The sequence below is a fragment of the Scandinavium hiltneri genome (genome assembly GCF_024764835.1).
Classification (GTDB): Bacteria; Pseudomonadota; Gammaproteobacteria; order Enterobacterales; family Enterobacteriaceae; genus Scandinavium; species Scandinavium hiltneri.
In genome coordinates, this window is record NZ_JALIGE010000073.1 from 90,638 (window position 1) to 116,817 (window position 26,180).

A 26,180-nucleotide genomic window follows, 5' to 3' on the forward strand; every position below is an offset into this window, starting at 1 on the left:
CCCGATTAAAGTAAGACCAGCGCGCAGCTGTCGGTGTTGTTCCAGGTCAGGAAGCCCGTCACGCTGTCATAACTGACAGTCTTGGAGTTACCTGATTCGATGGCGAGCACTTTTACCGGCAGCGTGATGTCGGAAAGCGTAACTGCGCCGATGGTGCCCTGCGTGGTTGCAGAGCCGCCAGGTGCAGTTGCCGGTGCGTAGGTGAAGGTCGTTGCGTTCACGACTGACAGCACGACCACAGTGCCGTTGTACGCTGCAGGGGCAACGCCACTGATTTTCACGTACTGGCCAGCAGTCAGGCCATGAGCTGAATCGGTGACTGCTGTAGCCACGCCATTCGCATAGGTCACAGCAGTTGTCGCGATATCAGCACCAGAGAAACCGGCCGCCGCTGCGGTGGTGATCTGGTTGTTCACGAAATCCCATGCCAGCGGAGTTTTCACTGAGGCGCCAGAGGTACCCAGCGCAACAACCTGCGCAGAAGCTTTCAGCGGAACGCGCATGTTTGAGCCAAGGCGGTAGTACGAAACGCTCATGCCAGAGGCGTACAGCGGAACCGGCGACTGTGGCGTGGTCAGGCCGTTGTGAGCCTGATTGAAGACGGTGAAGCCTTCCAGATCGGCAACAGACACGGCGCGACGGATGTATGAACCGCGCGGGCTTGAGCTGGTACCAGGCAGAAGCTCAGCAACCGGCAGGCCACCCCACAGTGGTTTAGTTTCCGTTGCCGCCACGGTGCCAGCCGCCAGATTAAAGCGGTTGGCCGGGTCATCGAGCGCCACGCCCTGAATATAACCGTCTGACTGCACACCGAAGGAGCCCAGCGCATTCGTGGTTGCCATCGGGTTAAGAGATAAAGTAGACATGCTTGAGAGCTCCCGTTAAGCCTGGTTGTTGAAACTGGTGACCTGACGCTTGCCGGACTGGAACGGAGCCCAGGTGGCAGCAGGATCGCCTTCGAAGGTGCTGATCTGGCGACCGGTAGCATCAGCGCGTTTAATTTCGCGCAGCATGCCAGGCCCAACAGACAGGCTTGCCGATTTCTGCGCGTCGGCGTAGATCGTCTTCTCGGCCACGCTCAGCAGGGCTGAGTCAGCGATGGAGGACAGGTCGACGGTTTTGAAGTCAGGCGAATGTTCCTGCAGCTGGATCATCAGTCGACGGCGATACGCCATCGGCTTTTCACCAGACAGCGGTACCGGAGCGCGTTTGCCGAAGCAGGAGAACACGCTATCAGCCTTCACCTGTGCGTCAGCAACGACGTTGCGTTCTTCGTCGCTCAGCTCGGTTGGAATGCGTGAACGCAGATCGGCAATTTCCTGGCGCAACTGAGAGTCGGCCTTTTCTTTTGCCATACGCTCAGCATCCTCAGAATCAGCTTTCTCTTTTTCCTCTGCGTCAGCTTTTGCTTTGGCATCTTTCTCTTCCGCATCGGCTTTAGCTTTAGCCTCTTCGGACTCTTGTTCTTCCGCATCTGCTTTGGCTTTTTTATCAGCCTCTTCTGCGTCAGCTTTTGCTTTGGCATCTTTTTCTTCGTCTGCCTTAGCCATGCGTGCGTCAATCGCTTTGTTGATTAGCGCTACAATTTTTTCCTCGTCCATCTTTTCAGCCTCGTTTGGAATGGAATCAGATTTAACACCGGTGGGGTCCAGGAGCTTGTCCCATACGCCCTGCTCACAAATTGCAACGTGGTCTAGCAGCTCAGGGGATGGCTCCACTAATAGAGGCTGACCGTCGATGTCGATGATTGAATCAGGAACCTCAACATACTTTACGGTTGGTGAGGTACTTAACTGCCTTGTCGCCATAATCTCGGCGGCCTCAGCATCGTATACGCGCGCGATCGCCCACACCTCGCCCTTATCAGCAACCCAACTGTTCGTCAGAGTGCCGATAACGCGCTTTGCAAACTCATCACTATCAAGCGTATTTTTCTTCGGGTGCAGCCAGATAAGTGGTAGTCCGGCAACCCTATGAAGAAATTCAGGAGTGAGATAGTCATCCGGATTACGGAAGGCCAGCTGTTGATCTGCGGAGCGCCAGGTAACCCCTGTTCCGGTAACCCGGATGGCGAACATCCACATGTTGATAAAGTACTGCGGACTGCTTAATGTCCCGTCAGCGATGAGCGCTGCCACTTCGGTTTCGTTAAGCGCCTGCTGCGCCAACATCTCAGCGAAGGGCTGATGAAGTGGTTTTGGCAGATCGTCAATGTGAAACCATCCGGCGGCCAGCGATTCATCATTCAGCGTCGCTTCAAATTGTTCAGGCACGTCAGCCCGGTAGGTCAGGTAATCGCCATATGCACTGTGAGGGGTAAGCAGGCCATCATACTGATAGCCAGTTTCCTCAAGCACTTCACGCCGTGCGGCATCAATGGCTAACTCACCAGGCTCTATCTTTCCGCCCGGCTGGCACCAGGTGCCATCATCTGAGCGCTGGATCAGGAAGACGAACTTCCCCTGACGAAACATTATCCCGCTGCCAAAAATAGCCACGTGTTAATGCTCCTATGCTGCTTTCATGGACTCCATGAACTTGCGGCCCTTTTGGGTCAGCATGTTCTCCGGAATGCTACGGAGGTTATACAGGTAGGTTACGTAACACCGACAAAACACCTCTTCGCCAGGCTGGGTGATTTCATCGAGATAACCGGCGGTCCCGGCTTTCACATATCCATTTTTCTGAGCCCAGTTTCCACGAATGAGATAAATCAGCTTATCTCGCTCCTTGTGGTCTTCCCGATAGTCGTAACCAGGCTGACGCCAGTGGCTATGCCACTCGGCAGCAATCGCGTTGTTGCTCGTTGCGATCACGTTGTCGATGTTGGCTATCAGCTTATGGTTCTGGTCGATCATCACCCGGCGCGCTTCATAGCCCACCTTCTCGGCGGCCTTCTGAATGTGGTCTGCCGTCTCCCGCATCGTTCCCTGAATGCCGGTCAGCGCAATGCTGTCCGCTGAGGGAATGCTGCTGGCCCAGCCGCTAAACCGCGACAACGTGGTGTCGATGGCTTTTTTGCGGTTGAGATGGATAAGGTCAGCGCTGGCGAGGATCCGCCTGTCGAGCTCCGTCCTCAGCTTTGGCTCAAGGTAGTTGAGCGTGAACCGGGATATGCCCTGGTGGCGCTTCAGCGCGCCAGCACGACCCACCTGCAGGTCGTATGCCTTCGTCAGATTGCGGGTGACCATCGCCATATAGGCATCGGCAGTTTCGCTTTCGGCAGCCTGGCGGATAATAGCCTGCCAGCGCTCCAGCTCTTCCCGGGATGAATAGCCGTTGCGGAGAAAGAACTTCACCGCGTCTCTCACTGTTCGGGTGAAAGTGTTCATAGCATCATCCCGCCGCCAGGCTCTTCAGCTTTCGGCGGATCCGGCGGTGGGTTTTCTTTCAGCGAGTCGTAATCGAGATTAAGCCGCTGAGGGAAAAGACTCTCATTGGCGTTGGCGTTTTCACACGCCCACTCGATAAGCGTCGCGCGGTTCTCCGGGTCCGCCGTGAGCTGCGGCAGCACCGTTTCCAGCATGCTGACGATCGCCTTGAATCGCGTTTCGTCGACCTTCACCTTCTCGCTTTCCGGCTCTTTCAGAGAGGACGGCCAGCGATACTCGAAGTTGTTTATCCAGCTCGAGAAATACACGCTGTAAGTGTTTTTAAGCTCCGGGAAGTCGGCACGCAGCGACTGGAAGAATTCAATGCTCCATGCCCGGTACTGGCACACGCGAACAAAGAACGCATAAAGCTGATCGAGCCACTCTCGGATGTTATCGATGTAGACAGCGACGGACCTGGCGTCCTCTGTTCCCTCCCCGAACCCTTGGGCGAATGTCTCAGAGTTGAGGATGATGGCTGGCATGTCGGCAGCGGCAGCAATATTCTCCAGGATATGCTTACGGGCGGAATCGAGAGGTTTTTCCAGATTGCTCAGGTCGATTGACTCAATATTGTCGGACTCGCCTATCTGTAGGACCTCTCCAGTTTTGCCTCGCTTCAGCATCATGCGCTTAATGCCGCTGAGCTTCTGCATCATGTTGTTGACGACTGAACTTGGCCCCTTAATTTTCGTTATCAGGAGTCCGCCCTTCACCGACACCATGTCGTCAGTGCGCATGGTCTGGATAAACGATTTCAGCGGATACAGAGCGCGCTGGTACACGCTACGCCCGGTAAAGCCAAATGCAGCAGAGTTGTAGGCCAGATAAATTGGATCTTCGTTCTGAACGACGACACAGCGCGATTTGTGATACGGCTTTCCGGCAACGCGAATACCATCGACCTTCTGGAATTCGTGGGCATTAGGATCCTGATTCAGAAGAATGCTTCCAGCGGTATTCATCGGGTCGAGAATGTTAAAGCTGACGCTATGCTTGTACAGTGTGCGGTAGTCGAGTGATTCATTCGGCTCCTGGTTGTCAACCAGCATTGCTACCGCCGACACACCGTAAATTCGGGCGATACGCGCGGCGTTGGCGATGTGCTGGTTAGTACCCATCGCTTTCCACTCGCGCTCGAACGCGTCACGCAGACGCTGCTCAAGTCCATACGACTGAGCAACATGCACGGTACGCGGCTCATTCATCGCCATTTTAATCGGGCGATCCACCATCTTGCCGCCCAATGGGTGGTAGAGGTAAATCGTTTTGCAGGTCTGATAGCCAGCCGTGGAGCCTGGCTGGATGTCGTCACTGTCCAGCAATGCCATCAACTCTGAGTGAGAGCAGCTGCCGATTTCGAAATCGTCTTCGTTCATTGGTTCTCTCGTCAGATCGCGTCTCCGCTGCCGAAGGCGATGATCAGCCCGTAGGTGTAATCATCAAGTAAGTCATCGGCGCGCTTGTGCGCTTTCTTATCGGCAAGGTGGAATCGGGAAACCTGCTTATGCAGATGGTTGGCTGTCTCGCCCTTGAAGACGGCAGTCTTCTCATAGGCGTATCGGGATATTTTCGCCAGGCCGCGGTAGTGATAACCGGATGCCATAATGGCGCGTTCGTCCTTTCCTTTGCTGGTCAGTGCAGACTCAATTTTGTTGACCGGCCATCCAAGGCTTTCGCCTTTCTGCAGCAGGATGCTGCCCATGCTGGCATCTTCGATAAACACGCCCAGGCTGCCGTTGACAGCCACACATTGGCCTGAAAGCTCGTTGAGCCGCTCAAATACCGACGGCATCCATACTTCAAGCAGCGCGCCATCAATCTGCACCACATCCCAGTCGAGTATGGTCAGCCGCATCAGGCCGGGACGCGTATCAACGGCGTAATACACAACCGCCGTACCGTCGTGCTCAGCACCGCCCTTAACCGCCGTATCCATGACAGCGAAGACCGCCTGGCACATTTCTGGGTAATCAACCGGCTGCTCGTCGACAAACCACTTACTCACGTCAAATAGCGCATCAGCGGACCAGTCCACAAATTCAGCAAGGAACTCCTGCCTGAATACGCGAGGTTCTGCGCGCTGGCGCTCTTTCTCCAGCTCCTCAGGAGGAACGTAGGGGTTTGATGAAGTTGGTGCGTGGTGCTCAATAAAGCCAAGTTCTTTCTTCGTGCAGATCGCATAGAAGAAATTATCTTCATCGATGCCGTCAGGGGTTGAGAATACGTATGCTCGCCCCTTTGTAGTCAGCAGAGTTGGCTTAATAGACTTGGGCCATATCTCTGCAAGCATCTCAGGTGATTTGGTGAATGCCGCCTCATCTATCAGAACGAGGTCATATTCACGACCACGTCCAGCCAGTTTGTTATCGTTAGTGACCCAGAAGTCGACCTTCCCGCCATTCTTCAGAAGCAGGCGCTTTTCCTGGCGGCTAAATGATTTCTTCAGCGGGAGCAGAGTTTCTTCAAGCTTGTCGTAGATTTCCTGATACTGGCGATATTCAGCAGTGAATATGCCAACACGGCCGCCGAGTTCAATGTCCATTCCCGGGCGTTTGAATAGTGCAGTTGCATAGGTCACCGCCGCACTGGAAAGCATGAAGGTTTTACCCCAGCGGCGTCCGCACCGGACGGCATTCAACTGGTGATCCCATGCATCTGACCAGACTATTAACTGCCCGTCATGCAGCGTCGGGAGGTAAATGTCGGCCATATCATCTTCCAGGTATCGGCAGGGTGTTGTGTACGACGATCGCGTTATCTTTGTCGCCGTCTTTCATCACATCAATTTCCATTTCCACCTTCTCAGTGGCGGCAACTCGGTAGGCAACATCAGTCTGCAATTTGGCTATCGAGTTCTTGGTGTACTCCAGAGATTCGATGCGCTGTGTGTTGCGGTGCATGGCCTTCTGAGCAGATGAAATCAGGTCGTGCAGATATTTGGCTGATTCGCTATCAGCCGTCTCTAGCTCTGCCTGCCAGCGACCGATGTTCTCCGCCGCCGTCAGACTTGCAGCCCTAAGCCAGAACAACTCATCATCGAGCGTGAGCTGTTGGGCGTCTTCCGTCACAGAATCAGAAAGCAGCATCCGACGACCGTAACCACCGTGCTTTAGTGCGTTTTGGTTTCCTGGTCGGGAATTGTAGTGAGCGCGTTTCGTGACTGGAGAATTTCCGTTATTCCCTTCCGCGCAATCCTCAGCGCCTTTCCTTGCGGGGAGGGCCTTAGTGATTGCCTTACAATGCGCACTGCGCACCTTGGTCTGCGCACATTCTTGCGCATTTTGCGCAGTACTTCTTTTAATATATCGACGGGCCGTTGCGTAATTCAGTCCCTGCGCTTCACACCAGTCTTTTGGTGACACGCCCGTTTTGGCATTGTCGGACAGGAACCGTTGCTGAAGCTCGCCCCAGTCCGGTTTTGCCATAATATTTACCTTACGTTGTCATTATCGAAGCCACTGCTTGAATGGCTTCTGTAATGGTCACTTTACTTTTGCTTTTGCTTCCGCCCGCTTGCGGCGGCGCTCTTCCTTTCTCTCGGCGTTTGCCATGTCCATAAACGCCTGCATGACCGCATTACGCATCATGTAGCTGACAAAGTGATGGTTGACGCAACCGTTAATACGGAGTTGCTCGCCAAACTGATCAACAGATGCCAATGCCTGCATCATGTCTTTCTCACCTTTCAGAAACTCAGAGAAGTCGCGCCCCGCTCTGGAGGCGCATTCTATTATTCTGGTGCTCATGATCAGGCCGCCGCATACAGCAATTTCATCTGACCCTTTACAGGGAATGCCGACATGCAACGCGCTTCGAAATCCTTCTGATCAACACTGGTCGCAGCAATATTTGTTACCGCGACAAGCTGTTGTTCAACTTTTTCCAGAGCATCTGGCTTAAGGTGTTGGTGAATCTTCTCACCGCTTTCATGCGCAGCATCCTTTGCGGCCTTATAGACATAGCCAGGGATTGCCACTGCATACACCCAACGAGCCGTGATTTGACCAAACAGTGCTGGGCAGCCGCCAACGTGACCGAAGTAAGGAAGACCGGACATCTTTGATAGCGCCTGATAATACGGTTCCTTAAATCGCTTTTCCCATGATGTCGGGTGCTGACACACCATCATCCCGACAATCTGATCTTCCGTTAACTGGAAGTTTTTACTCAGCAGCAGGTTTCTAATATGCCGGTCGCAGGCACGGGCAAATTTCGCGGTTAGCCAACGAGCAAATTCAACGGCAAGCTCTGGGTGGATCCAGGTGCCGCCGTAACGCCCTTTTTCTACTCGAACTAAAAGGGGAGAAATCTGCCCTTTAGAATTAAACGGCTCTATATCAATCTCTTGCGCCAGCTCTGCGATGTAGAGTCTGGTCGATTCAAGGATTGTCCAGTTCTTCACCCTCTTACCATGATGCTTAGCCGCTATCGTAGCGTTAAACCAGCAGTCGGCGGTAAATGGGAAGGAGTTATCGCCATAGCTCATTGGGACTATGTTAGTCATTGCGGTTTACCTTTTAGAAAGTGAGCCTGTCTCTGGTTCCGTGATTTTTGTGATATTGCAACTGCATCTCTGCAGCCTTTCTTGCTTTCACCGCTTCACGGAAATCATCGAAGTAACCAATATGCTTTACCTTTCCAGAGACGTTTATCTTTGCTCTCCACTTTCCCCGCGCTTTATACCAACCTACTCCTGGGATACCGGTTTTATTTGTGGAGTAAAGGCGCAAATTTTTGCTATTGGCTGCCGAAGTTACTGATCGCAAGTTGTCTATGCGGTTATCACCCCTATCGCCTGAAATGTGATCAATCTCTTTATCAGGCCAGTAGCCGTAATGTAACGCCCAGGCTACACGATGAGATCTATATAACCGACCGCATATCCCGATACGCAAATATCCATCGCTATCACGTGCGCCTGCTACTTTTCCAGCAAAATTAGCATTGGTCGTCCGCCAAGAATTTTCGGTCTTAAAATGAATTTTGGGTCGCTGCTTCCAACGAATAACACCAGTATCTGGTGCGTATTCCAGTGCTTCTTTCAGATATTCGATAGAAATATCATTCATCGGATTTTCCTTTGAGTGATGAACCTTGTTCGCACAGGAATACGGCCCTCAGAAGGCTCCGACAGCCAGCCGGTTCCTCAAGGGTCATCCTGAAAGGTTCTGAGTTTGTGATGCGCTGCGATGCGCAGGTTTACTGCGGGCATAAAAAGCCCGACCGAAGTCAGGCTCTGTTAATTAGGGTGACGAATTACTTCAGGCACTGGGTGTTGATGTATTCCTGCATGCCGTGAATCATTTTGTCGACGGTGGCGATCCCGTCTCGGTGATCGAAATAATTCCGTCGAGCGTCTGGAGTAAGTTCGGGGGTTCCTGCATCATCCACGCCGCTGGCGGTGGCGGCTTTACGCATTCCCGGGCAGGTTGCGACGATGCGCAGCCGTTTAGCGCCAGAATCGACATCCCGATGCAAATCGCTAATGGTTTTTTGCGCATCAGCCAGCTCCTTCGTGTATTTGGCATCCAGAGCAGCAACATCATGCTGTCGGGTCTGCATGTCGGTGATGGTAGTGTTCGCCAGACCCAGCGCCTGAGCGTTATCATCACGCTGCTTTTTGTATTCGGTGGCGTTGTCGCGGTAGTGACTCACTGCCCAGGCCAGAGCAGCAACCATCACCACCACTCCCAGCTGGAACCAGTACCGTTTAAGCAACGCAATCAGCACGACAGGAACAGAGACCGCTCTGCCTCGCGCCGTCGGGTTAGCCCGGCAAGGACTTTGCCGCCAGCCTTGTTCCATCGCAGGAATTCGTCAGCCGCGCCTGATACATCCCCGGCGTTGAGCTTCCGCATCAGCGTGGATGAACTGAGAGACTTGGCGCCGAGGTTGTAGCAGAACGATACCAGTGCATCGAACTGGCACTGACTTACGCCAACCTTCAGCATTTTCATCACGTCAGCTTCGTAACTAACAAGACCGGTTTTCAGCAGGCGCTCAGCCGTTTCCTGTTTGATGGTCATACCGGCACGGATCGGATTGCCGTCCACAGGCTGAGTCCAGCCATAACCAATAGTCCAGACGCCGACGCTGTCCTGATACGCGACAAGGCGACAACCTTCAAACTCTTTAATCAGGGCGATGCCCTTGTCGCTGGTATGCATTCCCTACTCCGTTATGACGACGCGCGCCAGATTTCCACGCGCCAGCCAGATAGCCGCGCACATTACCGAGTTCAGCACCAGTTCTGCCGGATCAACCTGGACGTATTGCCCCATGATGATTCGAAACGCAGTGCCGCCCGCAGCCAGAATCAGCAGATAAGCAATGAACGCCACACCGAAGCGGCTCCGCTTGCCAGCCTTGCTGAAGAACATCAGCCGCATGACAATCAGGAGGCAAACAATAGCGTTTGCGTCCATCATGAAAACTTGCCATGTCATTTGTCTTCCTCCCTCAGTCCCGGCATCTTCCCGTCTTTCGACCGGCGGAGGATGCGAAGCAGGACTGCCACGGATATGGAAGCAGAGACTATTGCCCCGACTGTCGGGGATACCTCAACACTGACCGGGGGCTTCATCAGGCTCAGCGGGGTGTTAATCATCCCGGCCATGATTTTTGCCATTGGCACAGAGAAGGTCACACCGCCGATAAACGAAATGACGGCGAAGATTGCCTGCTTCCATAGTTGATGAGGATCTGAGGTCAGCACGTATAACGCCGTTCCCGCCAGCGACCCGAGCATTACTGCAGGGGTAGCTTCCGGAAACAGCGCAGCTAAAGTGACACCGACCGCAGCCGATGTAACCCCGCCAGCAATAGTGATTGGCTCAGACATAAGCATTCCGTGTATAGAGAGAAAGTGCCGCCGGGTGAATTAACGACAAAGCACAGAGGGATGGTCCCGACGGCACAAATAAAAAAAGCTCACCATGTGGTGAGCAATATGAGGGCATGGCATTGAGCCGAATGGCTCTTGTAATCGGCTCATTAATTATCGATATTTGAGCCGAATGTCCCGGGTAGCGGGTTCTGCTTCGCCTGGCTGGATTCGAACCAGCGATCATCCAATTATGAGTGGGCGCTTTACCGCTTAGCTACAGGCAAATAAAAAGCCACCGGCGTTAACCAGTGGCTCGATAAACTCAAAATGTCATGTCACACACAAGAATGGCAACATATACGATTTATTCTGCTCATTTGTTCATTAAAATGCAAGCACGTTATCAACATTTTTTGAGATTTTCTTCGCATTATCGCGAACAATGAATGCATTTTGCATCGGTTGATACAGGCAGAATAGCGCAGCATTTAGGGTGTCTTTTACTTCGCGGCGCACGGTAGAGATGCTTGGCTTTTTGTACTGATTCCCTCCCCTGGTTTTCATCAGGCGAGGTGAAGCTGTGGCATGCTGCCATGACGCGATGCGGATCTCACTGGACTGATAGACGTAATAGGCCAGCAATACCTTGTAGGCGTTACTGTCGATCTGCTGCAGGTGCGCCCCCACTACTCGACTAATCAGCATGCCATCGTCGTCACTGCATACCTGGCGGCTACATTGCTGCGGCTCAACGGTCGCCATAAATTTAGCAATCATGTTGATCATCGATTTATCAATGCGGCCAGTCTGCACCCAGGCACCCCACAGATGAAGCCAGCCATCAATCCAGCGGTATTGGTCGGTAGTCAATTCAAGTTTCATGCTGCTGCTCCTGCTCTCTGGTAAATACGAATGAGGTTCTTTAGGATCCGGTAGTCAATGAGCACCGAGCCCGGGCGGCGATAAATGCGGAGGCTTTTCCAGCGACGGCGGAGTGATTCGATGAGTTCTGGCTTCACGCGGCCTCCAGTTTTCGAGCGCGGCGCTTCTCCAGCGCGTCAGCCCTGCGGGTGAATATGGATTTAATGCGCTGCAGGTATGGGATGTCGAATCGGCGTGGTTCGCTGTTTGACTCCAGACGCTCTACCAGCTTCTGTCCAATGCGCTTGATGAGTCGGATCCGGTACTCGACTGCATTACCGCTTAATTGCCGGTTACACCGGGTGCAAGCCGAGTGGACGTTGAACACGTTGAACTTGAGATGTGATGCCGCACCGCGTGAACGGTAATGGCTGGCATCGATGGCGCTGCCGGTCAGGAAGTTGCTTTTGCCCATCAGCGGAGCGTCGCAGCTTATACATGGCTTGCCCTCATCTCGGATCCGGATGTAGCGATTAAATGCGGCCTGAGCCTCTTTATCCCACTGTGATTTTGTTTTGAATGATTCCCGCTTTGCCTGGCGACGCTGGCGGCCTGCTTTCTCTTCGGTGCGCTGGCGCTGCGCCTCCTTCTGCTTAGCGGCTTCACGGGCTTTTGCTGTCTGTTCTTTGCCGATCGCGCTGGCGCACTCGAATGAACAAACTACCTGCCCGTCGCGTAACGGGTGGAACCACTGCCGACATGATTTGTGGGCGCACTTTCGGCGCGGCAATTTAGACATGGCCACCACCCTGAACCTGTACCAGGGTAAGTTTTCCGCAGAACACAGCACCAGTATCGATGTACATCTGATTGGCATATTTGAGAGGCTGCCGCGCAGGGGTGTGACCGAAGATAAACAGATCGGCACCGGCGATTTCCGAGACATTGCCATCCAGCGCATCACTTACACGCTCACGGTTCCAGATCACCATTTCTTCTGGCACAGGCTTGTCGAATGCGTATTCGTTGTGCGGATAGTCGGCGTGGCAGATGACGACTTTCTTATCTCCGGTCACCAGTTCAATAATCAATGGCAGCTCGGCGGCTTTATGCACCAGTGCCTTGGCCAGCACCTCTTTGTCATAATCCTGGTTGAAGAACCAAATGCCGCCGTTAGCCAGCCAGTGGTTGACGTTTCCATGCTCTGAAAGCCCATCAATCATCATCTGCTCATGGTTTCCACGAACAGCCCGGAACCACGGAATCATGATCATCTCAAGGCATTCCACATTTTCTGAACCGCGGTCGATTAAATCTCCAACCGAAATGAGCAGGTCCTGCGCCGGGTCGAATGCAACCTTATCCAGCTCATTCATCAACAGCGTGTGGCAACCATGCAGATCACCAACCACCCATACATTGCGCCAGTCAGCGCCGTTAATGCGTTGATATATGCTCATGCTGTTTTCCTTCTGGCAGCGCGACGCAACCAGCGGACGTCCGCCAGGTGAGCCGTATAGTGAAAGGTTGGTATTTCGGATGGCTTGAGCTCCGGCTTACGCTTGCGGCGTACCGGTACCTTAAAGATGTGATTGTTGATGACGCGAGCAAGAGGGTTTTTCATCAAACCTCCTGCTTATCGCGCAGTGCCTGAAACTCGCTGCTTTGCGGGATAGTCAGGACGAGACCGAACTGTGCACACCACCGCTCTACCTGGCACATGAAGTGGTGCATATCACCAGTATCGAGATCAGATGTATGTCTCAGTTGCTGCTCAACGGTTTTCTGTCCGGTCGTGAAGTCGGTGTATTCAACGTCTTCATACCCGAGAAAGGTCTTTTTGAGATTTCGCTTAACCCATTCCTTCGTAGCATCTGTGCGACCGGAAGCGATCAGATATGTACTGATCTCCTCGTACCAAACGTGGCTAAGACTATTTTGAGAGAGGCTACGCTTTTCACGCCACGGCTTGAGTTGAAGGCGGAAGCATTGCCCGTCGTTCAGGAGTGGGTGGAGGCGCTGGGTGATAGCAGTTAGATTGCCACGATGTAGCTTGATACCATCTTTTTGGAGATTCATACGCCACCTCCGTGAGGTAACGCAGAATGCAGAAAATCGCAGGTGCATTTCTGCATCTGTGATGGGATGATGCGGTGCTCTTTGTGTTTGCGCATAAACGTCCCCGTTTAGCGCAGAAGTCACGCCCGGGTGTTCAGTCCGGACGCAACTTGATTATGGCTTACTGATTATTCGAAATCAAATGTTGCTTGACGTTGTTCTTACCGGAGAGTTGCCAGCCTCATAGGCCACGCGTATCCAGTGAAAAAAGGCTTCCGTTGTAACGCATCCACAATCAACATCGATGCCATCCCTCTGCTGTGATATCCATTGGTCAAATGGCACCGCCTCTACTGCTGGGGCTGGCTGTGGGGTGGTGTAGAGCGGCGTAACCTCTCGTAGAGGGTCGGCGTACGCATTTCCGCTATCAAAACACACTACATTTTTGGCTCCACCACCTGACAACAGCCACGCCACCGGATCGCCTGCGGCTTTCCGGTATTCCTGAAGCCCTGCCGCCATTGCCTGAACCTCATCATGCGAGCACTTTACCCACGTAGCTTTGTCTGCAATTTCAGATAGGCGCTCGTTTGTTAGTTTGTTATTGGTCATGGCTTAGTCCTTAAATCTCAAATGCCAGCTGCGGCATGAATCTGTCGCGGTCGGCGTTATAGTTCAGTGCGCTGGCACTGTTCATCGACTCGATACGCTCAACGAGAACCGCAGCACGGGTCTCTTTACTGGCCGGCGCATAGGCCGATTTCTGCCAGGCCTTATCGATTCCGATGTTCCGCGCCACGTTTGTGCTGTCAGCAGAAGAAAGGGGAATATGCCGGAAAATATCAGCGTTCAACATGCGCAGGCCGTGAAGCTTGGTGATCGGATAGCCGTTGTTGTCGACAACGTGCTGTATAAGGTCGCGCAAGCGGGCAACACAGCGGCGCGGGCGCTTAGCGTCGTACTCACCCATGCTACCGATGGCCACGCGCGGAAACTCGTTGCAAAGACGGATAAACCGCTCGTCTGGCTCGTTCATATGCCAGACAGGAACCCCGATAACAGCGCCGTGTGGCCACTCGCTAATCAGCGCGTCGTTTTCTTCACTGCTCCCGCCGATGACGTCTGGAATGATGGCGAATGAAAATCGGGGATGATTAGCCCATCGCGCCACAAAATCGTAATACTCACCCCAGTTCACCACGCGCTGTTTCGTCCAGAAGCTGAATGCACCGTTATCCAGTGCAAACGACTGAGTCACCTCGCTTGCAAGGTTAATCTGTCCAGGATTTGCAAAGCTGATAAACGCGTGCCGACCTTTCCACGCCTTCAGCGCGCAGGTGTCGGGAGTGATAGGGCCGCCATGAAAATGGATCATCACTCCCCCGTATCCAGTGCTATGCCAGCGGCGCGTTGTTCGTTGAACTGTCGACGAGAGTCCCATCCCCAGCAGAAGAATCCGTAGTAGTTGCAATTGTCGCCAACGGTCCACTCCTCTGATATCAGTTCTTTTTTAATCTCATTCCAGGCCCAGAGGCGGCAATAATCCGCGTCAGCGCCCTCTTTGAAATTGATTGGGTTAGCGGGTTTTGCCTCCAGTTCAGCGATACGCGCCTCCAGCTCAGTGTTACGGTCAGTCGCCGCAATCAGGGTTTCTTCAATGTCGCGCGTCCATTGGTCTGGATTGGCGATGCGCTTCTCTGCGGCTTCAGCGCGGGATTGCAGCTCAACTATTCCAGCAAGAATTGAATCAGTATCACCGGCACAGTCGAGCGTCTCAGCGTAATCTGCAAGAATCGCGTCGGAACCTTCCAGCAACATTGCCTGCTCAGCAATGCGCTTATCTTTGGCTTCCAACTCATCCAGCAGCGCGCGCATGACATCTGCGGTTTTCTGGCTCTGGTCCACAATGCTCACATCACAGCCGGTATCGACCCCGCACTCATCCTCAAAGCGAAGCTCAACGTTGTCGCCGTCGATATCTGACGGCTCATACCCTGCGATATTTTCCAGAATGCCAATGATGCTGTTTGCGTTATCGCGTAACGCCTGCTTATCCGTCTTAGTCATGCTCATTGGGCGGCCTCCTTCACATCAGCGCGGAGGTGAATTTCACGCCCGTCCGGAAGCATGAATACTTTGATGTCATCGGTATGAATAAGAAAGTGCGCAACTGCGTGCAGCGCTTCGTCGGTAACATCAAACTTATCGCCTACGAACTGACGAGTGCCGGGAGCCAATCCCTTCACTGCGCGTGAACGTCCGGCATAAATTCTGTTGGTGATAGGGCTTTTAATGATGCTGATTGGGTTGCTCATAGTGCTGCTCCCTGGCGAAGCTGTGCGGCGAACAGTGGCGCTTTGATTCTTTGAATTGTTTCAAACGCCGCCTTCACGCCATCTTCATACGTATTCACTTCGGTATCGCCGATGGATGGCAGTGACTCAGCAAACATCCCCACACCCTGAGCACGCACTTCAGCCAGGAAAGCGTCGGTGGCGGGGGTTTTGTTTCCTGATTCCAGCCACTTGTTGTAGTGATAATCGAACATGCCAGTGGGGTGACCGCATCCACCGTGTGCGTGGTTTTTCATCGCATCTCCACACATACAGTAGTCATTGTCTGCATTGTTGATAATCTGAATAAGTTGCCGCATCCGTTTCTCAAATTCCGCATTCTCCGCCGCCAGCGCATTCATCTGCCCTATAACCTGCGCCAGCAGTTCCCGCCCAGCCTGTGATTCCAGTTTCGCTACGTTCGGATACGCAGTTGTGATTTGTTCGATTGTCATGTTCATGCTGATGCTCTCCCGTATTTGTCTGATAACTCGCCCATTAGCCTGTGAATGTCCGCAAGGTCACACCCTGCACAACCCAGAGCTTCAGCAATGAGCTCTTCCTGATCTTTGGATGGCCCGGCCTGCAAAATTTGATTGAGCTTTCTGCGCGATACTCCACAGTGCTTGGCGATGCTGATGAGCGTGATGCCGTTATCTTCCGCCATGACCCTAACCATCCAGCGGTAATCACTCCACTCATTCATGCTGGCGCCCTCCCCCAAACCATCAAAACTCGCTGCATCGCCCCACTTTGGCGGCATTCGTTGAATATTTCGTTCTCGCCACTGGACTGCTTACCGGTACGCGCACGAAGCACCACCCCAGCCTTTGCGCCAAATCGGCGGCGGTTATCCGCATGCCAGATGTCGTAAGCGCTGTCGTCCTTGAAGTAGCCACGTCCGCGATACAGCACCACTTCACCGTCACGAACCAGCTGATGCAGATAGTGCGTCAAGGTTTTCGATGACACATGTAACTGGCTGATAATTTCCCGGCGGAGCGTTATCGGCTGGGAGTGGATGATTTGTTTAACTTGCTCTTTCAGGGTGATCATCGAATTTGCCCCCTGTTTTTACCTTTGAGGTATTCATCCCAAAGCCATTGCGCTGGAGTTAATGCCCCGAGAGAAGCGGCGTTAGGCATGCAGCCAAAGGTTTTACCTTCAGGGTGGTACCCGGTATTGCGGCTTTCATGCGATGTCGGGATCACCTCGGCTTTGCACTCGATAGCCATAACCGGAGCCGGAACTTGCTCTCCGCTGGCAACTTTCAAAGCCCACTCTTCAAGCTTTTTGGCGGCGTATTTTTCAGTTTCAGTCTCACTAAGCTGGCGCTGGTACATGGCCCGGCGCGTTTCGGTCACAATCCAGTACATGACCGGGTGTGCCCATGGAAAGCGCTCAGCTCCACCGACATGAATGCCCTTCTCGCGGCTGTAACGATGAAACTCATTCATCACGTCAGCCAGGCTCACTCCAAGTACCGTGCTGCTGTCTTTGCACCACTTGATGAATTGCCCCGGGGATGGCCAGAATGGTGATGCGCTGGCACGGGCGTGGCGCACACCTGCCGATAATTGCTCTCTGGTGCGGATGCCGTTTTCTGAGAAAGCGGCGATCCACTGACGCTTGGCAGTTTTCTCGTCAGCATCGGTCTTTAGATTGGTTTGCGACGCAGCCGGGAATATTTGCTTGAGTTGCCGAAACAGTGCATCGACAAGACTCTCAGCTTCGGCGTTGATAACGCTCTGGTCTTCACGCCCGGCGCCAGCCATGCGCGCCATTGCCGCACCGTCGCGGTTTTGTATTGCTGTCAGCAATTGCATCGTCATATGAAATCCTCCCAGCCTTCTCGGCTGTTCCAGTGCGGGGTTTCTGGCTCGCTACGGTTTTTCTTGGATAGTGGGTTAACTCGGGCATTTCGGATCCAGCCACGGAACGCAGAATTCCAGTCAATCAGGGTGGTGCCTCTCGCCATGTGGTAGTCACGGAAGTTCAGCAGCTCGGTTTCGATGCTGACCCCTTTCTCGGAAGCCATGGCGATATGCTCAGCAGACGGCTTGAACATCGGCGGCAATGGGATCTCTCCATTGGGTGAGATTCCGATGCGTCGCTTCGCAGCTTCGCTAACAAAACCCTCGCGCACAGAGATAGAGTTAGGTTCATTGACTGGTTCAAAAGAGTGACTGATTCTGGTGCCATCTGGTGGCATAGGGGGTGTGCAATCAGGTGGCACAGGGGGTGCAATATCTTGGCATACCCCTGTGCTTTTTAGTGGCATAGGGGTGACATCCAGGTTCAGGTAATACACGTTTGACGTGTTTCCCTTCCCGTTGTTAACGCCAAGTCGGTTTTCACGCTTGATCAGACCCATTTCCTCAAGCGCATCAATATGGTTTCGAACAGCAGTTTTGCTGCACTCACACTGATCTGCAATGTGTTGGTACGAAGGCCAGCACTCACCCTTGTCGTTGGCATTATCAGCCAATTTGATCAGGACGAGCTTACGCAGTGAGTTTCCCACTTTGACTCCCATTGCTTTCGCCATAAGTGACATGCTCACGTGCTACCTCCTGTTGGTTTACTCTTAGTGATTTACTCGGCATAATTGCTCCTGAAATCTTGTGTTGACGTGACACAGCTTCTTAAGCGTCCACGCTGTTCCCGCAGCTGGGCGCTTTATCTTTTGTGAGTATCTCTGCAACCTGCTTTGCCAGCCTCGCCATGTCGTCATCGACAACGCCCCACTCCAGAACTGCCAGCAACATCGCCAGCTTTGGCAACATGCTTTCCTTCCAGCGGGTGATGCCTGACTTATCCATTCCCAGCGCCTTCGCGACATTTGTCGAACCACGCATGGCAATCTGATTCAGCAGCCACGATTCGATCTTTCGCGCCTGCTGCTTGTTTCGTGATGTTGCGTTTTCCATTTGTGATAATTCCTTTGTGGTTATGGCCGCCGTTAAGCGGCGTGATTTGGATGCGGGAAAAGGTCAGGAAGATCAGGTCGAAACTCATGAGCCTGAATTTCTCCTTCCACCGCTTTAACTAGAGCTGGGACATGCACTGGAGAGATGCGCTTATTGCCATTTAGCCAGTCGCAGATTGTTGACTGAGCCTTGCCACATCGCTTGGCCAACTCTTTCTGACTGCCAGCGATGGCAATCGCTTTCTCTACTGCTGAATTCTTCATAATCACCTCGTCGATTGGTTTTGATTGATTATGTATATCACTTTAGCGAATGTCAATCGCCTATGCGATTTTGATATTAAATCGCCCTAGCGATAGAATTAGGAAAAGTAACTTTTGAGGTATTTATGAGCTTTTCAGAGCGCTTGCGTCAGGCAATGAACCTTGCAGGCTATACGCAGGGTGGTCTTGCCAAGGCAGTTGGCATGGCTCAATCCAGCGTTAATAAGCTGCTAAAAGATGCGGACAGCTCAAGAAAGACTGTGCAAATAGCGCAGGTCTTGGGCGTTCGCCCGGAATGGTTAAGCTCCGGGCAAGGGCCGATGCGGTCTGATGCTAAAGAATCTAACGTCGCTCCAGAATCTGAATGGATGAAGGTGGAATCCTGGGATAGCCGAACCCCAATTAACGACGACGAGGTAGAAGTGCCTTTCCTGAAAGACATTGAGCTGGCTTGCGGTACTGGCCGAGTGGCTGAAGAAGATAATAATGGGTTTATGCTTCGCTTCTCTAAATCAACCCTTAGGCGTGTCGGCGCGAACTCAAACGGCGCGGGAGTATTATGTTTTCCGGCGACAGGCAACAGCATGGAACCTATCATCCCTGATGGCACCACTGTCGCTGTTGACACCCAAAATAAGCGAATCGTTGATGGAAAGTTGTATGCAATTAATCACGGCGGTCTGAAGCGTATAAAGCAACTCTATCGCCTTCCAAACGACATGATCAGCATTCGAAGTTACAACAAAGATGAATTTGAAGATCAGGACGTACCAATGAGTGAAGTGGAAATTATTGGTAGAGTGTTTTGGTACTCCGTTCTCCTGTAAGCCGCCGAAAAAATGAAGTGGAATTTCGAGCGTTAACTAAGGGATTTTCTTAATGAAAAAGTTATTGTTAGCATCATTGGGTGTGCTGGTGTTATCCGGCTGCGTTCCAAAAGCACCAAAACCGATCACCCTTCCAGCATTTCCTCAGTCGGAGTACGACGCACTGAAGCTGTCTGGCAGTGAGGTTTTGACCGGGCAAGCGTTTCTTAAAACTGTGGGTGGCGATGTTAAAGTTGCAGCTGGTAGCCCTGTTGTTTTAATGCCAAAAACCACCTACACAGACTTCCAGTTCAGCATCTGCAATGGCTATGTACGCTGCGAGCAAGAAGATATGCGCGCTGCGAAATATGAGAAAGTCACAACGGCCGATGCTGAAGGAAAGTTCGAATTTAACGATGTTGCACCTGGTGATTATTACGTACAAACCACTGTCACCTGGATGAGGCCATCATCGGCCGGACTTGTTCAGGAAGGCGGCGCGTTAATGGCTAAGGCGATCATAAAACCTGGTGCCAAAAACACAGTCATGGTCACCAAGTAATAATTTAGAATGATTTAAGAACCCGCTTCGGCGGGTTTTTTATTCCCATCAAACACCCTCTCTTCGCCCATCAACCTAAATCACCTAACAAAATCGGCAAATCCGAGCTCAAAATCACTTTCTTGAAAAATAAATCACGTTACCAAACAATTATTTATCACCTTATCGATTGCATATATCGTTTTAGCGATTGACTGAAATAATCGCTTTAGCTATTGTTAACCCATCGCGACAACACAGCGATGCGGCACCAGAGTTAAGCCGCGCCAATGTGGGGTCAGATGACCGCTTAGAGCCATGACTTGAATTTCAGCAGGTTGTGGGGAGTGCGAGGGGTGTAACGGGCAATGGAGAGCCGGTGTGACCAGCTGAAATTAGAAAAAGAAAATTAGAGGAGAAGCACAAATGAAGCACTAAAGCGGACAGGCCGCACTTCCAAGCCGCAGTAATGATGTGGCCCCGAGTCTCTATGAGAGCCAGGCGCAGGTCCGAACTGCGACATACCGCTGGTCAGGGTTAATCGAGGAAAAGGGTATGCCGGTAAAGCAGCGCGAACGCCAGACGCGCACCGGTTATGAGCGGCGATGAGCGACAAGGACTCAAGGGCATGAGCGCGGCCACTGCGAGAGTGTGGCGAAGTGCTTTGGGGTGTGGTGGCGGTGTCCTCAAGCGAGGTGCAACGCTAGCAGTGTGATAAGACCTGAAAACCGGCTGGGCAGATTGTTGTTTGCCAATACAGAAACAGGGCGCTCAGGAAGTAAGTGAGAGTGGCGGCTCAGTGCCAGTCCACCACACCGACCAAAGCATTTCTCCCGCATCAGCGGGTAACGACAGAGGGTAAGGGTATGTGTAAACGAATTGATGGGGAGATTATCCGGGGTGTCATTAACGACCCTCGCCTTTTCTCAGGAATTGAACGGGTCAGAAGTGGCAGAGTTCAGATGTTCGGAAAGCGGATTGTCCAAGGCGGGAAGTGCATCCAGGAATGCGACTTTGAAATCACGCCACCAGAAAGGAGCTGGTACTCAAAGGAAATTGATGGGGTTTGGCATTGGGTTGAGGGTTGTGATCATTGCAATGGCTCGCCTGAGAAATGGGCCTATGTTCGCTGTGATAAGCATGATGTCTGCGTTGATTGCGGTGTAGACAGAGAGCATGCAGCGAAATCGCCTGGCATTGATGGAATGGGTGCTGTTTGGGGTTGTAGTGACGGATGGCGTTGCAATGACTGTCAGGAACAGATTAACAGAAAGCGTCTCGCAGAAGCTGAAGCGCGGATCGTTCCTGATGATGAATATGATGAGATGGATTTTTGGCACGAAGATGAGGCTCACTGCCCATGGTGTAAGGCTGAAATATCCACCGATGAATCATACGACGCCTGCCAGGAAGAGCATAAATGCCATGAGTGCGAGCGCCACTTCAAACTGACGGCGGAGCACTCCGTAACTTGGACAACAATTCGAGCAATCAAAGCCGCCTAATCAGCGGCTTTTTTCATACCTCAGTCGCTTCACCGAGGCGGCTTAGTTATGACAACCGGCGGCCATCCACCGCCAGAGATTTAGCGCAGAAGTCCATTTCGTTCCGTCAGCCGAGCGTCATCGGCATAACAAGGAAATAACCATGACCAAGAAATTCGAACTCGTCGCCGAATTAACTAAAGAGTTTTTCGGCAAAAAATTATTCCGCATACGCGCCCTTGTCTCCTTTGGTGATGTTGATGAAGGCGAGCTGGGTGGTTGGGTAGAGAAAGAGGAATGTCTGGATCAGTCCGGCGATGCGTGGGTGTCCGGCGATGCGCGGGTGTACGGCAATGCGCGGGTGTACGGCGATGCGCAGGTGTACGGCGATGCGTGGGTGTCCGGCGATGCGCGGGTGTCCGGCAATGCGCGGGTGTCCGGCGATGCGCGGGTGTACGGCAATGCGCGGGTGTACGGCGATGCGCAGGTGTACGGCGATGCGTGGGTGTACGGCAATGCGCGGGTGTACGGCGATGCGCAGGTGTACGGCGATGCGTGGGTGTCCGGCGATGCGCGGGTGTACGGCAATGCGCGGGTGTACGGCGATGCGCGGGTGTACGGCGATGCGCGGGTGTACGGCGATGCGCGGGTGTACGGCGATGCGTGGGTGTCCGGCGATGCGCGGGTGTACGGCGATGCGCGGGTGTACGGCAATGCGCGGGTGTACGGCGATGCGTGGGTGTCCGGCGATGCGTGGGTGTCCGGCGATGCGCGGGTGTACGGCGATGCGCGGGTGTACGGCGATGCGTGGGTGTCCGGCGATGCGCGGGTGTACGGCGATGCGCACTGGATCACCGTTGGCCCAATCGGCTCAGAAGATGGCTTTCTCACTGCGTTCCGACAGAAAGATAACTCCATTATTGTGCGTCGAGGTTGCTTCTCCGGAACGATTGATGAGTTCGAGCGTGCTGTAACCGAACGCCATGGCGATAACGAGCATGGAAAAATTTATCTGGCGTTAATCCCGGTAATCAAATTGCGTCTGGCAGAGGTATAGCAATCATGACAGTCATGCACTACGGCACCCAAACAGTATGCCGCGCTGCCATTCGGCCCGGAATGCTCATCAAGCACCACGACACCACCTGGACCGCATCAGCAAACGTCAGAGGCTGTCTCTATCTGCTCCGAGGCTATGAGCGCACCCATACCAAAGAGCTTTTGGTAGAGGTGTATCTGAACGGGCTCGGCGACGGCCTGAAGCACTAACCCCCCCCCCATTTAACGACCAGGCAGCCTTAACGGTGCCGGGATTCGCACAGCCAAAATTCAGGAGTAGTCATGAGCGAAGTAACGGATTTAACAGTCATCGAAATTAAACCGGACCAGGCGCCGGTGCTTTACTCCCCGAACGGTCTGGAAGCTTTCCTTGAGCAAATCCGCCAGGCCGTCAACGAAGTGCCTGACCTTTCCACGAAGAAAGGGCGTGACCGTGTAGCCTCTCTGGCGGCACAGGTATCACGCAGCAAGACGGCAATCGAGAAGCCCGGGCGTGAGTACCTGAAGCGCCTGAAAGAAGCAGTGAAGCCCGCTGAAGTCGAAATTAAGCGTTTCGTTGATGCCTGTGACGAATTGCGTGATGCAACCCGTCGCCCTCTCACTGAATGGGAAGCAGAGCAGGAAAGAATTCGTGTGGAAGAAGAATTTAATGCCATGCACGAAGAAGCTCTTGTGATGAACAGGATGTTCGATGATCAGCGTGCCACGCAGATAGAAGCAGATCACGAAATGGCCCTGCTGATGAACGATAAGTTCGACCGTGACCGCGAAGAACAGCGCCGCCTGGCAGAACAGGCTCAGCGTGAACGTGACGATCGGTTAAAGCAGGAAGCTGCCGAACAAGCTAAGCGCGATGCTGAAGAAAAGCACAAAGCAGAGCTCGAAGCAGCTGCACGACGTGAAGCCGAAGCCAAAGCAGCAACTGAGCGTGCAGAACGGGAACGTGTAGAAGCGGAGCAACGCGCGGAACGAGAAAAGCAGGAGGCAGCTGCTCGTGCTGAACGTGAGAAGCAGGATGCCATTGCGGCAGAACAACGCCGGGCTCAGGAAGAAGCTGATCGCATTAAGCGCGAAGCCGAAGTAAAGGAAGCTGCCCGGCTGGCAGAAGAGAAACGCATCGCTGATGAAACCGTTAAGCGTGAAGCCGACGTGAAGCATCGCAAGGCCGTTGGCACCGATATCGTCAACGCTCTCACCGCAAATACCAGCCTGACCCGCGAGCAAGCTATCGAAGTGCTTACGGCGCTGAAAGATGGCCTGGTTCCACGCACCAAAATTAATTACTGAGGTGGCCCATGAACGCATTTCGAGCTTACGACCGAATCGAAGAACGGCGCTGGGTTGAGCAACAGCTCACCGAAGAGAAAGAGAAGTGGATCGACGACCTGGCCAATGAACTGATCGCCATGTTTCCGACTGACCCGTTGGCCATGCGCTCCCTATTCATCTCGAAAGAGGCATGCCTCGCACTGATTGGGTCTGAGGCTCAGGAAATCTACAACGACTACATCTCCCGCATTTGCTACGCCCGCGCCGAAGAAGAATGGCAGCGCCGGGCGCCATGTCCGTTTTAAGGAGCAAACCATGACCCCAGGCGTTTACCTCGGGATGAGCAATCACGACTACCACGCTGACCCGGCAATCGGGTCAACAACGGTAAAGTCAATCAGCATCAGCCCTGCAAATCTCTACCTGAACCCTTTCAAAGGCAACAAGTCATCTCACATCGGATCTGCGGTTCACTCTGCTCTACTGGAGCCTGCTGCTTTTGATTCTGAATACGTTCTACGTGACGACATCACTAGCCGGGCCAGCGCCGATTACAAAGCACTGAAAGCAGTAACGGATCCCGAGAAAGTAATCATCGGCAGCGGAGTTGAAACGGTGAACAAGATGATCTGGTCTGCCGGGATGAATGAAGATTTCACTGACTATCTTTCCTCACCAGGCGCTTCTGAAATTTCGATGTTCGCAACCTGCCCTGAAACAGGTCTGCAACTTAAATGTCGATTCGACAGACTATCTGATAATCACCCTTACCCACTCGACGTGAAGACGTGCAAGGACGCCACAGAGCGTGGATTCAGTCAGGCATTCGGACGTTTTCATTATCACGTCCAAGCCGCTTTTTATCTCTACGTCCTGAAACTGGCGACCGGTAGGGATCTGAACCAGTTCTGCTTCTTTGCACTGGAGAATGGCGCGCCTTTTAAAAACTGCATGTATTACATCGGCGAGGATTCATTGAACCTCGGCTATAAGGTGATGTTCGACTCCCTCAGAAAATTAAAGCAATGCATTGACGATGAGTCGCTGCGCAACGAAGGGCTCGTTCTCCCATCCAATGAAATCAACGTGCCAGCGTATCTGCTGGATGATGAATACTCAGACGAGGTATATCTCTGATGGATCTATCCCAAACAGTCATTCCGAAGTCTGATCAAATCAACTTCGAAGACGTCCAGTCACAAGCCATTACTGCCGTTATCAAATCGGTTCGTCGCGGCAACGCAGAACAACCAGTTTTCATAGACCTCGTAGGCTACGACGGCCGGCCGTATAAGCCGTCAAAATCTATGCGCCGTGTTCTGGTCGATGGATGGGGAACGGATGGGCATTCATGGCCAGGGAAGTCACTTACTCTCAGCGGCGACCCGAGCGTTAAGTTTGGTGGTGTGGCCGTTGGCGGCATAAAGGTTACGGCAATGAGTGATATCGATGGTGATTTCTCATTGATGCTGTCGGTGTCGCGCGGCAGACGTCAGGAGCACCGAGTGAAAAAACTCGAGGTGCAGAAGAAAATCACTGATCCACAAGAAATCCTCACATGGTTCAGCGGTTCTGCGCTGAAAGCTGATTTACCAACTCTTGAGGCCACATACTGCCGAGCTAAATCAGCACTCTCATCACACCAAGGGGGGCTGGAAAAACTCGAGTCTGTTTACTCAACGAGAAAGGTAGAGCTGGAGGCCCAATGAAACGAGTCCCTCAATACCGGCATTCTGGCCGCCCTGGCAAGTTATCAGGTATGCGAGAGCTCGCGGTCTGGCTCATCACCAAGCGCGGCGGCCGGGCAACTGGCGGCGATGCTCGGCATTACACTCATTGAGTTTAACCGGGTAGCCCGCACTCTCACCCGCGGCGGCGGCCTTGTGGCTAACATCGTTGCTTCACCTACCTGGATAACCGAGACCGGAATCGTAGACCGGTACTTCACGATGTCGACCCCGGCACGGTATGTCGTGCAAACGTCACTGACGGCAAAGACTCGGTTATGTACTCGCCGCGCAATCTTTCATGCGGCAGAGGGGCGTCGCCAGGAGAATGTCGAGAAAGCGGCGCGCCGCAGTCGCCTGATTGCCGCAGGGCTGTACATCAACGAATTCGAGGCGGTTCTATGACGCATTCGCAAGATGACATTGTTGTTTATGGCCTTCGCCTGTCGTTCATCACAGGTAAAAACGGCTGGCTAATGCCATGGGGTGAAGTGGTCAGTAATCCATTAAATATCGATGTTACTGCGCCCAAACACCTGCGCTGCTGAATGATGATGGTGAGCTATTTAACCAGGGACTGGCTGATAAGCTGGCGAAAGAGCGCAAGCAGTGGCGGAAGGGTGATAAATAAAAGGGTAAATAACATGCC

General features: G+C 53.0%; 40 protein-coding genes, 1 tRNA gene and 2 pseudogenes. 12 read left to right on the forward strand and 31 right to left on the reverse strand.

What is annotated here, in order from left to right; genetic code table 11:
* Positions 1 to 5 precede the first annotated feature (5 nt).
* From MUU47_RS11125 to MUU47_RS11275, 31 genes are all read right to left on the reverse strand, one after another.
* Positions 6 to 866: a hypothetical protein gene (locus MUU47_RS11125; protein ID WP_258988265.1), complete on the reverse strand. Its 861-nt coding sequence runs from the start codon at positions 864 to 866 to the stop codon at positions 6 to 8.
* A gap of 15 nt (positions 867 to 881) precedes the next feature.
* The gene (locus MUU47_RS11130; protein WP_258988266.1) at positions 882 to 2,498 is read right to left on the reverse strand and encodes an NUDIX hydrolase; all 1,617 of its coding nucleotides are present in this window, start codon (positions 2,496 to 2,498) and stop codon (positions 882 to 884) included.
* A gap of 12 nt (positions 2,499 to 2,510) precedes the next feature.
* Positions 2,511 to 3,332: a hypothetical protein gene (locus tag MUU47_RS11135; RefSeq protein WP_258988267.1), complete on the reverse strand. Its 822-nt coding sequence runs from the start codon at positions 3,330 to 3,332 to the stop codon at positions 2,511 to 2,513.
* Entirely contained in the window at positions 3,329 to 4,750 is a 1,422-nt protein-coding gene (locus MUU47_RS11140) for an anti-CBASS protein Acb1 family protein (RefSeq protein WP_258988268.1), read from the reverse strand. The genes MUU47_RS11135 and MUU47_RS11140 overlap by 4 nt, the downstream gene beginning before the upstream one ends.
* An 11-nt stretch (positions 4,751 to 4,761) precedes the next feature.
* Positions 4,762 to 6,084, reverse strand: coding sequence for a terminase large subunit domain-containing protein (locus tag MUU47_RS11145; protein ID WP_258988269.1), 1,323 nt, complete (start codon positions 6,082 to 6,084; stop codon positions 4,762 to 4,764).
* Between the two features lies 1 nt (position 6,085).
* The gene (locus MUU47_RS11150) at positions 6,086 to 6,799 is read right to left on the reverse strand and encodes a hypothetical protein (protein ID WP_258988270.1); all 714 of its coding nucleotides are present in this window, start codon (positions 6,797 to 6,799) and stop codon (positions 6,086 to 6,088) included.
* Between the two features lie 57 nt (positions 6,800 to 6,856).
* Positions 6,857 to 7,120: a hypothetical protein gene (locus MUU47_RS11155; protein ID WP_258988271.1), complete on the reverse strand. Its 264-nt coding sequence runs from the start codon at positions 7,118 to 7,120 to the stop codon at positions 6,857 to 6,859.
* A gap of 2 nt (positions 7,121 to 7,122) precedes the next feature.
* The gene (locus MUU47_RS11160) at positions 7,123 to 7,878 is read right to left on the reverse strand and encodes a KilA-N domain-containing protein (protein WP_258988272.1); all 756 of its coding nucleotides are present in this window, start codon (positions 7,876 to 7,878) and stop codon (positions 7,123 to 7,125) included.
* Between the two features lie 13 nt (positions 7,879 to 7,891).
* The gene (locus MUU47_RS11165) at positions 7,892 to 8,443 is read right to left on the reverse strand and encodes an HNH endonuclease signature motif containing protein (RefSeq protein ID WP_258988273.1); all 552 of its coding nucleotides are present in this window, start codon (positions 8,441 to 8,443) and stop codon (positions 7,892 to 7,894) included.
* A 187-nt stretch (positions 8,444 to 8,630) separates the two neighbouring features.
* Entirely contained in the window at positions 8,631 to 9,104 is a 474-nt protein-coding gene (locus tag MUU47_RS11170; protein ID WP_309578266.1) for a lysis protein, read from the reverse strand.
* Positions 9,098 to 9,541: a lysozyme gene (locus MUU47_RS11175; RefSeq protein ID WP_258988274.1), complete on the reverse strand. Its 444-nt coding sequence runs from the start codon at positions 9,539 to 9,541 to the stop codon at positions 9,098 to 9,100. Before MUU47_RS11175 ends, MUU47_RS11170 begins: the two co-directional genes overlap by 7 nt.
* 3 nt (positions 9,542 to 9,544) lie before the next feature.
* Entirely contained in the window at positions 9,545 to 9,820 is a 276-nt protein-coding gene (locus MUU47_RS11180; RefSeq protein WP_258988275.1) for a phage holin family protein, read from the reverse strand.
* Positions 9,817 to 10,215 carry a putative holin gene (locus MUU47_RS11185; protein ID WP_258988276.1) on the reverse strand — a complete coding sequence of 133 codons (399 nt, stop codon included), beginning with the start codon at positions 10,213 to 10,215 and terminating at the stop codon, positions 9,817 to 9,819. Before MUU47_RS11185 ends, MUU47_RS11180 begins: the two co-directional genes overlap by 4 nt.
* 198 nt (positions 10,216 to 10,413) lie before the next feature.
* A tRNA-Ile gene (locus tag MUU47_RS11190) sits at positions 10,414 to 10,484 on the reverse strand.
* Between the two features lie 100 nt (positions 10,485 to 10,584).
* A complete protein-coding gene (locus tag MUU47_RS11195; RefSeq protein ID WP_258988277.1) occupies positions 10,585 to 11,082 on the reverse strand; it encodes an antiterminator Q family protein in 498 nt (165 codons plus the stop codon).
* Positions 11,079 to 11,219 (reverse strand): YlcG family protein, encoded by a 141-nt coding sequence (locus tag MUU47_RS11200; protein WP_258988278.1) that lies wholly within the window; start codon positions 11,217 to 11,219, stop codon positions 11,079 to 11,081. Before MUU47_RS11200 ends, MUU47_RS11195 begins: the two co-directional genes overlap by 4 nt.
* On the reverse strand, positions 11,216 to 11,860 hold the full coding sequence (locus MUU47_RS11205; protein WP_258988279.1) for a recombination protein NinG: 645 nt from the start codon (positions 11,858 to 11,860) through the stop codon (positions 11,216 to 11,218). The genes MUU47_RS11200 and MUU47_RS11205 overlap by 4 nt, the downstream gene beginning before the upstream one ends.
* On the reverse strand, positions 11,853 to 12,521 hold the full coding sequence (locus MUU47_RS11210) for a metallophosphoesterase (RefSeq protein ID WP_258988280.1): 669 nt from the start codon (positions 12,519 to 12,521) through the stop codon (positions 11,853 to 11,855). Before MUU47_RS11210 ends, MUU47_RS11205 begins: the two co-directional genes overlap by 8 nt.
* The gene (locus MUU47_RS11215) at positions 12,518 to 12,685 is read right to left on the reverse strand and encodes a NinE family protein (protein ID WP_258988281.1); all 168 of its coding nucleotides are present in this window, start codon (positions 12,683 to 12,685) and stop codon (positions 12,518 to 12,520) included. Before MUU47_RS11215 ends, MUU47_RS11210 begins: the two co-directional genes overlap by 4 nt.
* A complete protein-coding gene (locus MUU47_RS11220; RefSeq protein WP_258988282.1) occupies positions 12,685 to 13,140 on the reverse strand; it encodes a YbcN family protein in 456 nt (151 codons plus the stop codon). Before MUU47_RS11220 ends, MUU47_RS11215 begins: the two co-directional genes overlap by 1 nt.
* A gap of 177 nt (positions 13,141 to 13,317) precedes the next feature.
* Positions 13,318 to 13,731 (reverse strand): hypothetical protein, encoded by a 414-nt coding sequence (locus MUU47_RS11225; protein WP_374684747.1) that lies wholly within the window; start codon positions 13,729 to 13,731, stop codon positions 13,318 to 13,320.
* Between the two features lie 10 nt (positions 13,732 to 13,741).
* Positions 13,742 to 14,494, reverse strand: a complete 753-nt coding sequence (locus tag MUU47_RS11230; protein WP_258988284.1) for a hypothetical protein — start codon at positions 14,492 to 14,494, stop codon at positions 13,742 to 13,744.
* Complete coding sequence (locus MUU47_RS11235) at positions 14,494 to 15,192, reverse strand: ead/Ea22-like family protein (protein ID WP_258988285.1); 699 nt, start codon at positions 15,190 to 15,192, stop codon at positions 14,494 to 14,496. Before MUU47_RS11235 ends, MUU47_RS11230 begins: the two co-directional genes overlap by 1 nt.
* Complete coding sequence (locus MUU47_RS11240) at positions 15,189 to 15,434, reverse strand: DUF7446 family protein (RefSeq protein WP_258988286.1); 246 nt, start codon at positions 15,432 to 15,434, stop codon at positions 15,189 to 15,191. The genes MUU47_RS11235 and MUU47_RS11240 overlap by 4 nt, the downstream gene beginning before the upstream one ends.
* On the reverse strand, positions 15,431 to 15,913 hold the full coding sequence (locus MUU47_RS11245; RefSeq protein ID WP_258988287.1) for a hypothetical protein: 483 nt from the start codon (positions 15,911 to 15,913) through the stop codon (positions 15,431 to 15,433). Before MUU47_RS11245 ends, MUU47_RS11240 begins: the two co-directional genes overlap by 4 nt.
* Positions 15,910 to 16,158, reverse strand: coding sequence for a helix-turn-helix domain-containing protein (locus MUU47_RS11250; RefSeq protein ID WP_258988289.1), 249 nt, complete (start codon positions 16,156 to 16,158; stop codon positions 15,910 to 15,912). Before MUU47_RS11250 ends, MUU47_RS11245 begins: the two co-directional genes overlap by 4 nt.
* Positions 16,155 to 16,508 carry a hypothetical protein gene (locus MUU47_RS11255; RefSeq protein ID WP_258988291.1) on the reverse strand — a complete coding sequence of 118 codons (354 nt, stop codon included), beginning with the start codon at positions 16,506 to 16,508 and terminating at the stop codon, positions 16,155 to 16,157. The genes MUU47_RS11250 and MUU47_RS11255 overlap by 4 nt, the downstream gene beginning before the upstream one ends.
* Entirely contained in the window at positions 16,505 to 17,284 is a 780-nt protein-coding gene (locus tag MUU47_RS11260; protein WP_258988292.1) for a replication protein P, read from the reverse strand. The genes MUU47_RS11255 and MUU47_RS11260 overlap by 4 nt, the downstream gene beginning before the upstream one ends.
* Positions 17,281 to 18,009, reverse strand: a complete 729-nt coding sequence (locus tag MUU47_RS11265) for a helix-turn-helix domain-containing protein (RefSeq protein ID WP_258988585.1) — start codon at positions 18,007 to 18,009, stop codon at positions 17,281 to 17,283. The genes MUU47_RS11260 and MUU47_RS11265 overlap by 4 nt, the downstream gene beginning before the upstream one ends.
* 88 nt (positions 18,010 to 18,097) lie before the next feature.
* Entirely contained in the window at positions 18,098 to 18,382 is a 285-nt protein-coding gene (locus MUU47_RS11270) for a CII family transcriptional regulator (RefSeq protein ID WP_258988293.1), read from the reverse strand.
* 32 nt (positions 18,383 to 18,414) lie between these two features.
* Positions 18,415 to 18,645 carry a transcriptional regulator gene (locus MUU47_RS11275; protein WP_258981904.1) on the reverse strand — a complete coding sequence of 77 codons (231 nt, stop codon included), beginning with the start codon at positions 18,643 to 18,645 and terminating at the stop codon, positions 18,415 to 18,417.
* Between the two features lie 125 nt (positions 18,646 to 18,770).
* On the opposite strand from MUU47_RS11275, the gene MUU47_RS11280 reads away from it, so the two are divergent.
* From MUU47_RS11280 to MUU47_RS11335, 12 genes and pseudogenes are all read left to right on the forward strand, one after another.
* Positions 18,771 to 19,472, forward strand: coding sequence for a LexA family transcriptional regulator (locus MUU47_RS11280; RefSeq protein ID WP_258988295.1), 702 nt, complete (start codon positions 18,771 to 18,773; stop codon positions 19,470 to 19,472).
* A gap of 52 nt (positions 19,473 to 19,524) precedes the next feature.
* Positions 19,525 to 20,013 (forward strand): hypothetical protein, encoded by a 489-nt coding sequence (locus tag MUU47_RS11285; protein ID WP_258988297.1) that lies wholly within the window; start codon positions 19,525 to 19,527, stop codon positions 20,011 to 20,013.
* An 845-nt stretch (positions 20,014 to 20,858) separates the two neighbouring features.
* A complete protein-coding gene (locus MUU47_RS11290) occupies positions 20,859 to 21,497 on the forward strand; it encodes a hypothetical protein (RefSeq protein ID WP_258988298.1) in 639 nt (212 codons plus the stop codon).
* A 142-nt stretch (positions 21,498 to 21,639) separates the two neighbouring features.
* Complete coding sequence (locus tag MUU47_RS11295) at positions 21,640 to 22,533, forward strand: hypothetical protein (protein WP_258988299.1); 894 nt, start codon at positions 21,640 to 21,642, stop codon at positions 22,531 to 22,533.
* Between the two features lie 5 nt (positions 22,534 to 22,538).
* Positions 22,539 to 22,745 carry a cell division inhibitor protein gene (locus tag MUU47_RS11300; RefSeq protein WP_258988300.1) on the forward strand — a complete coding sequence of 69 codons (207 nt, stop codon included), beginning with the start codon at positions 22,539 to 22,541 and terminating at the stop codon, positions 22,743 to 22,745.
* 72 nt (positions 22,746 to 22,817) lie between these two features.
* Positions 22,818 to 23,822, forward strand: a complete 1,005-nt coding sequence (locus MUU47_RS11305; protein ID WP_258988302.1) for a hypothetical protein — start codon at positions 22,818 to 22,820, stop codon at positions 23,820 to 23,822.
* Positions 23,823 to 23,830: 8 nt separating this feature from the next.
* Entirely contained in the window at positions 23,831 to 24,109 is a 279-nt protein-coding gene (gamL, locus tag MUU47_RS11310) for a host nuclease inhibitor GamL (RefSeq protein WP_258988303.1), read from the forward strand.
* 10 nt (positions 24,110 to 24,119) lie between these two features.
* Positions 24,120 to 24,941 (forward strand): PD-(D/E)XK nuclease-like domain-containing protein, encoded by an 822-nt coding sequence (locus tag MUU47_RS11315; protein ID WP_258988304.1) that lies wholly within the window; start codon positions 24,120 to 24,122, stop codon positions 24,939 to 24,941.
* A complete protein-coding gene (locus MUU47_RS11320) occupies positions 24,941 to 25,513 on the forward strand; it encodes a hypothetical protein (RefSeq protein ID WP_258988305.1) in 573 nt (190 codons plus the stop codon). Before MUU47_RS11315 ends, MUU47_RS11320 begins: the two co-directional genes overlap by 1 nt.
* Positions 25,510 to 25,936: pseudogene (locus MUU47_RS23510) on the forward strand (regulator). Before MUU47_RS11320 ends, MUU47_RS23510 begins: the two are co-directional and overlap by 4 nt.
* Positions 25,933 to 26,079, forward strand: a complete 147-nt coding sequence (locus tag MUU47_RS11330; RefSeq protein WP_258988309.1) for a DUF1317 family protein — start codon at positions 25,933 to 25,935, stop codon at positions 26,077 to 26,079. Before MUU47_RS23510 ends, MUU47_RS11330 begins: the two are co-directional and overlap by 4 nt.
* Positions 26,040 to 26,162 (forward strand): annotated as a pseudogene (locus tag MUU47_RS11335) (phage minor head protein); the annotation flags it as partial. The gene MUU47_RS11330 and the pseudogene MUU47_RS11335, both read left to right, overlap by 40 nt.
* Between the last annotated feature and the right edge of the window lie 18 nt (positions 26,163 to 26,180).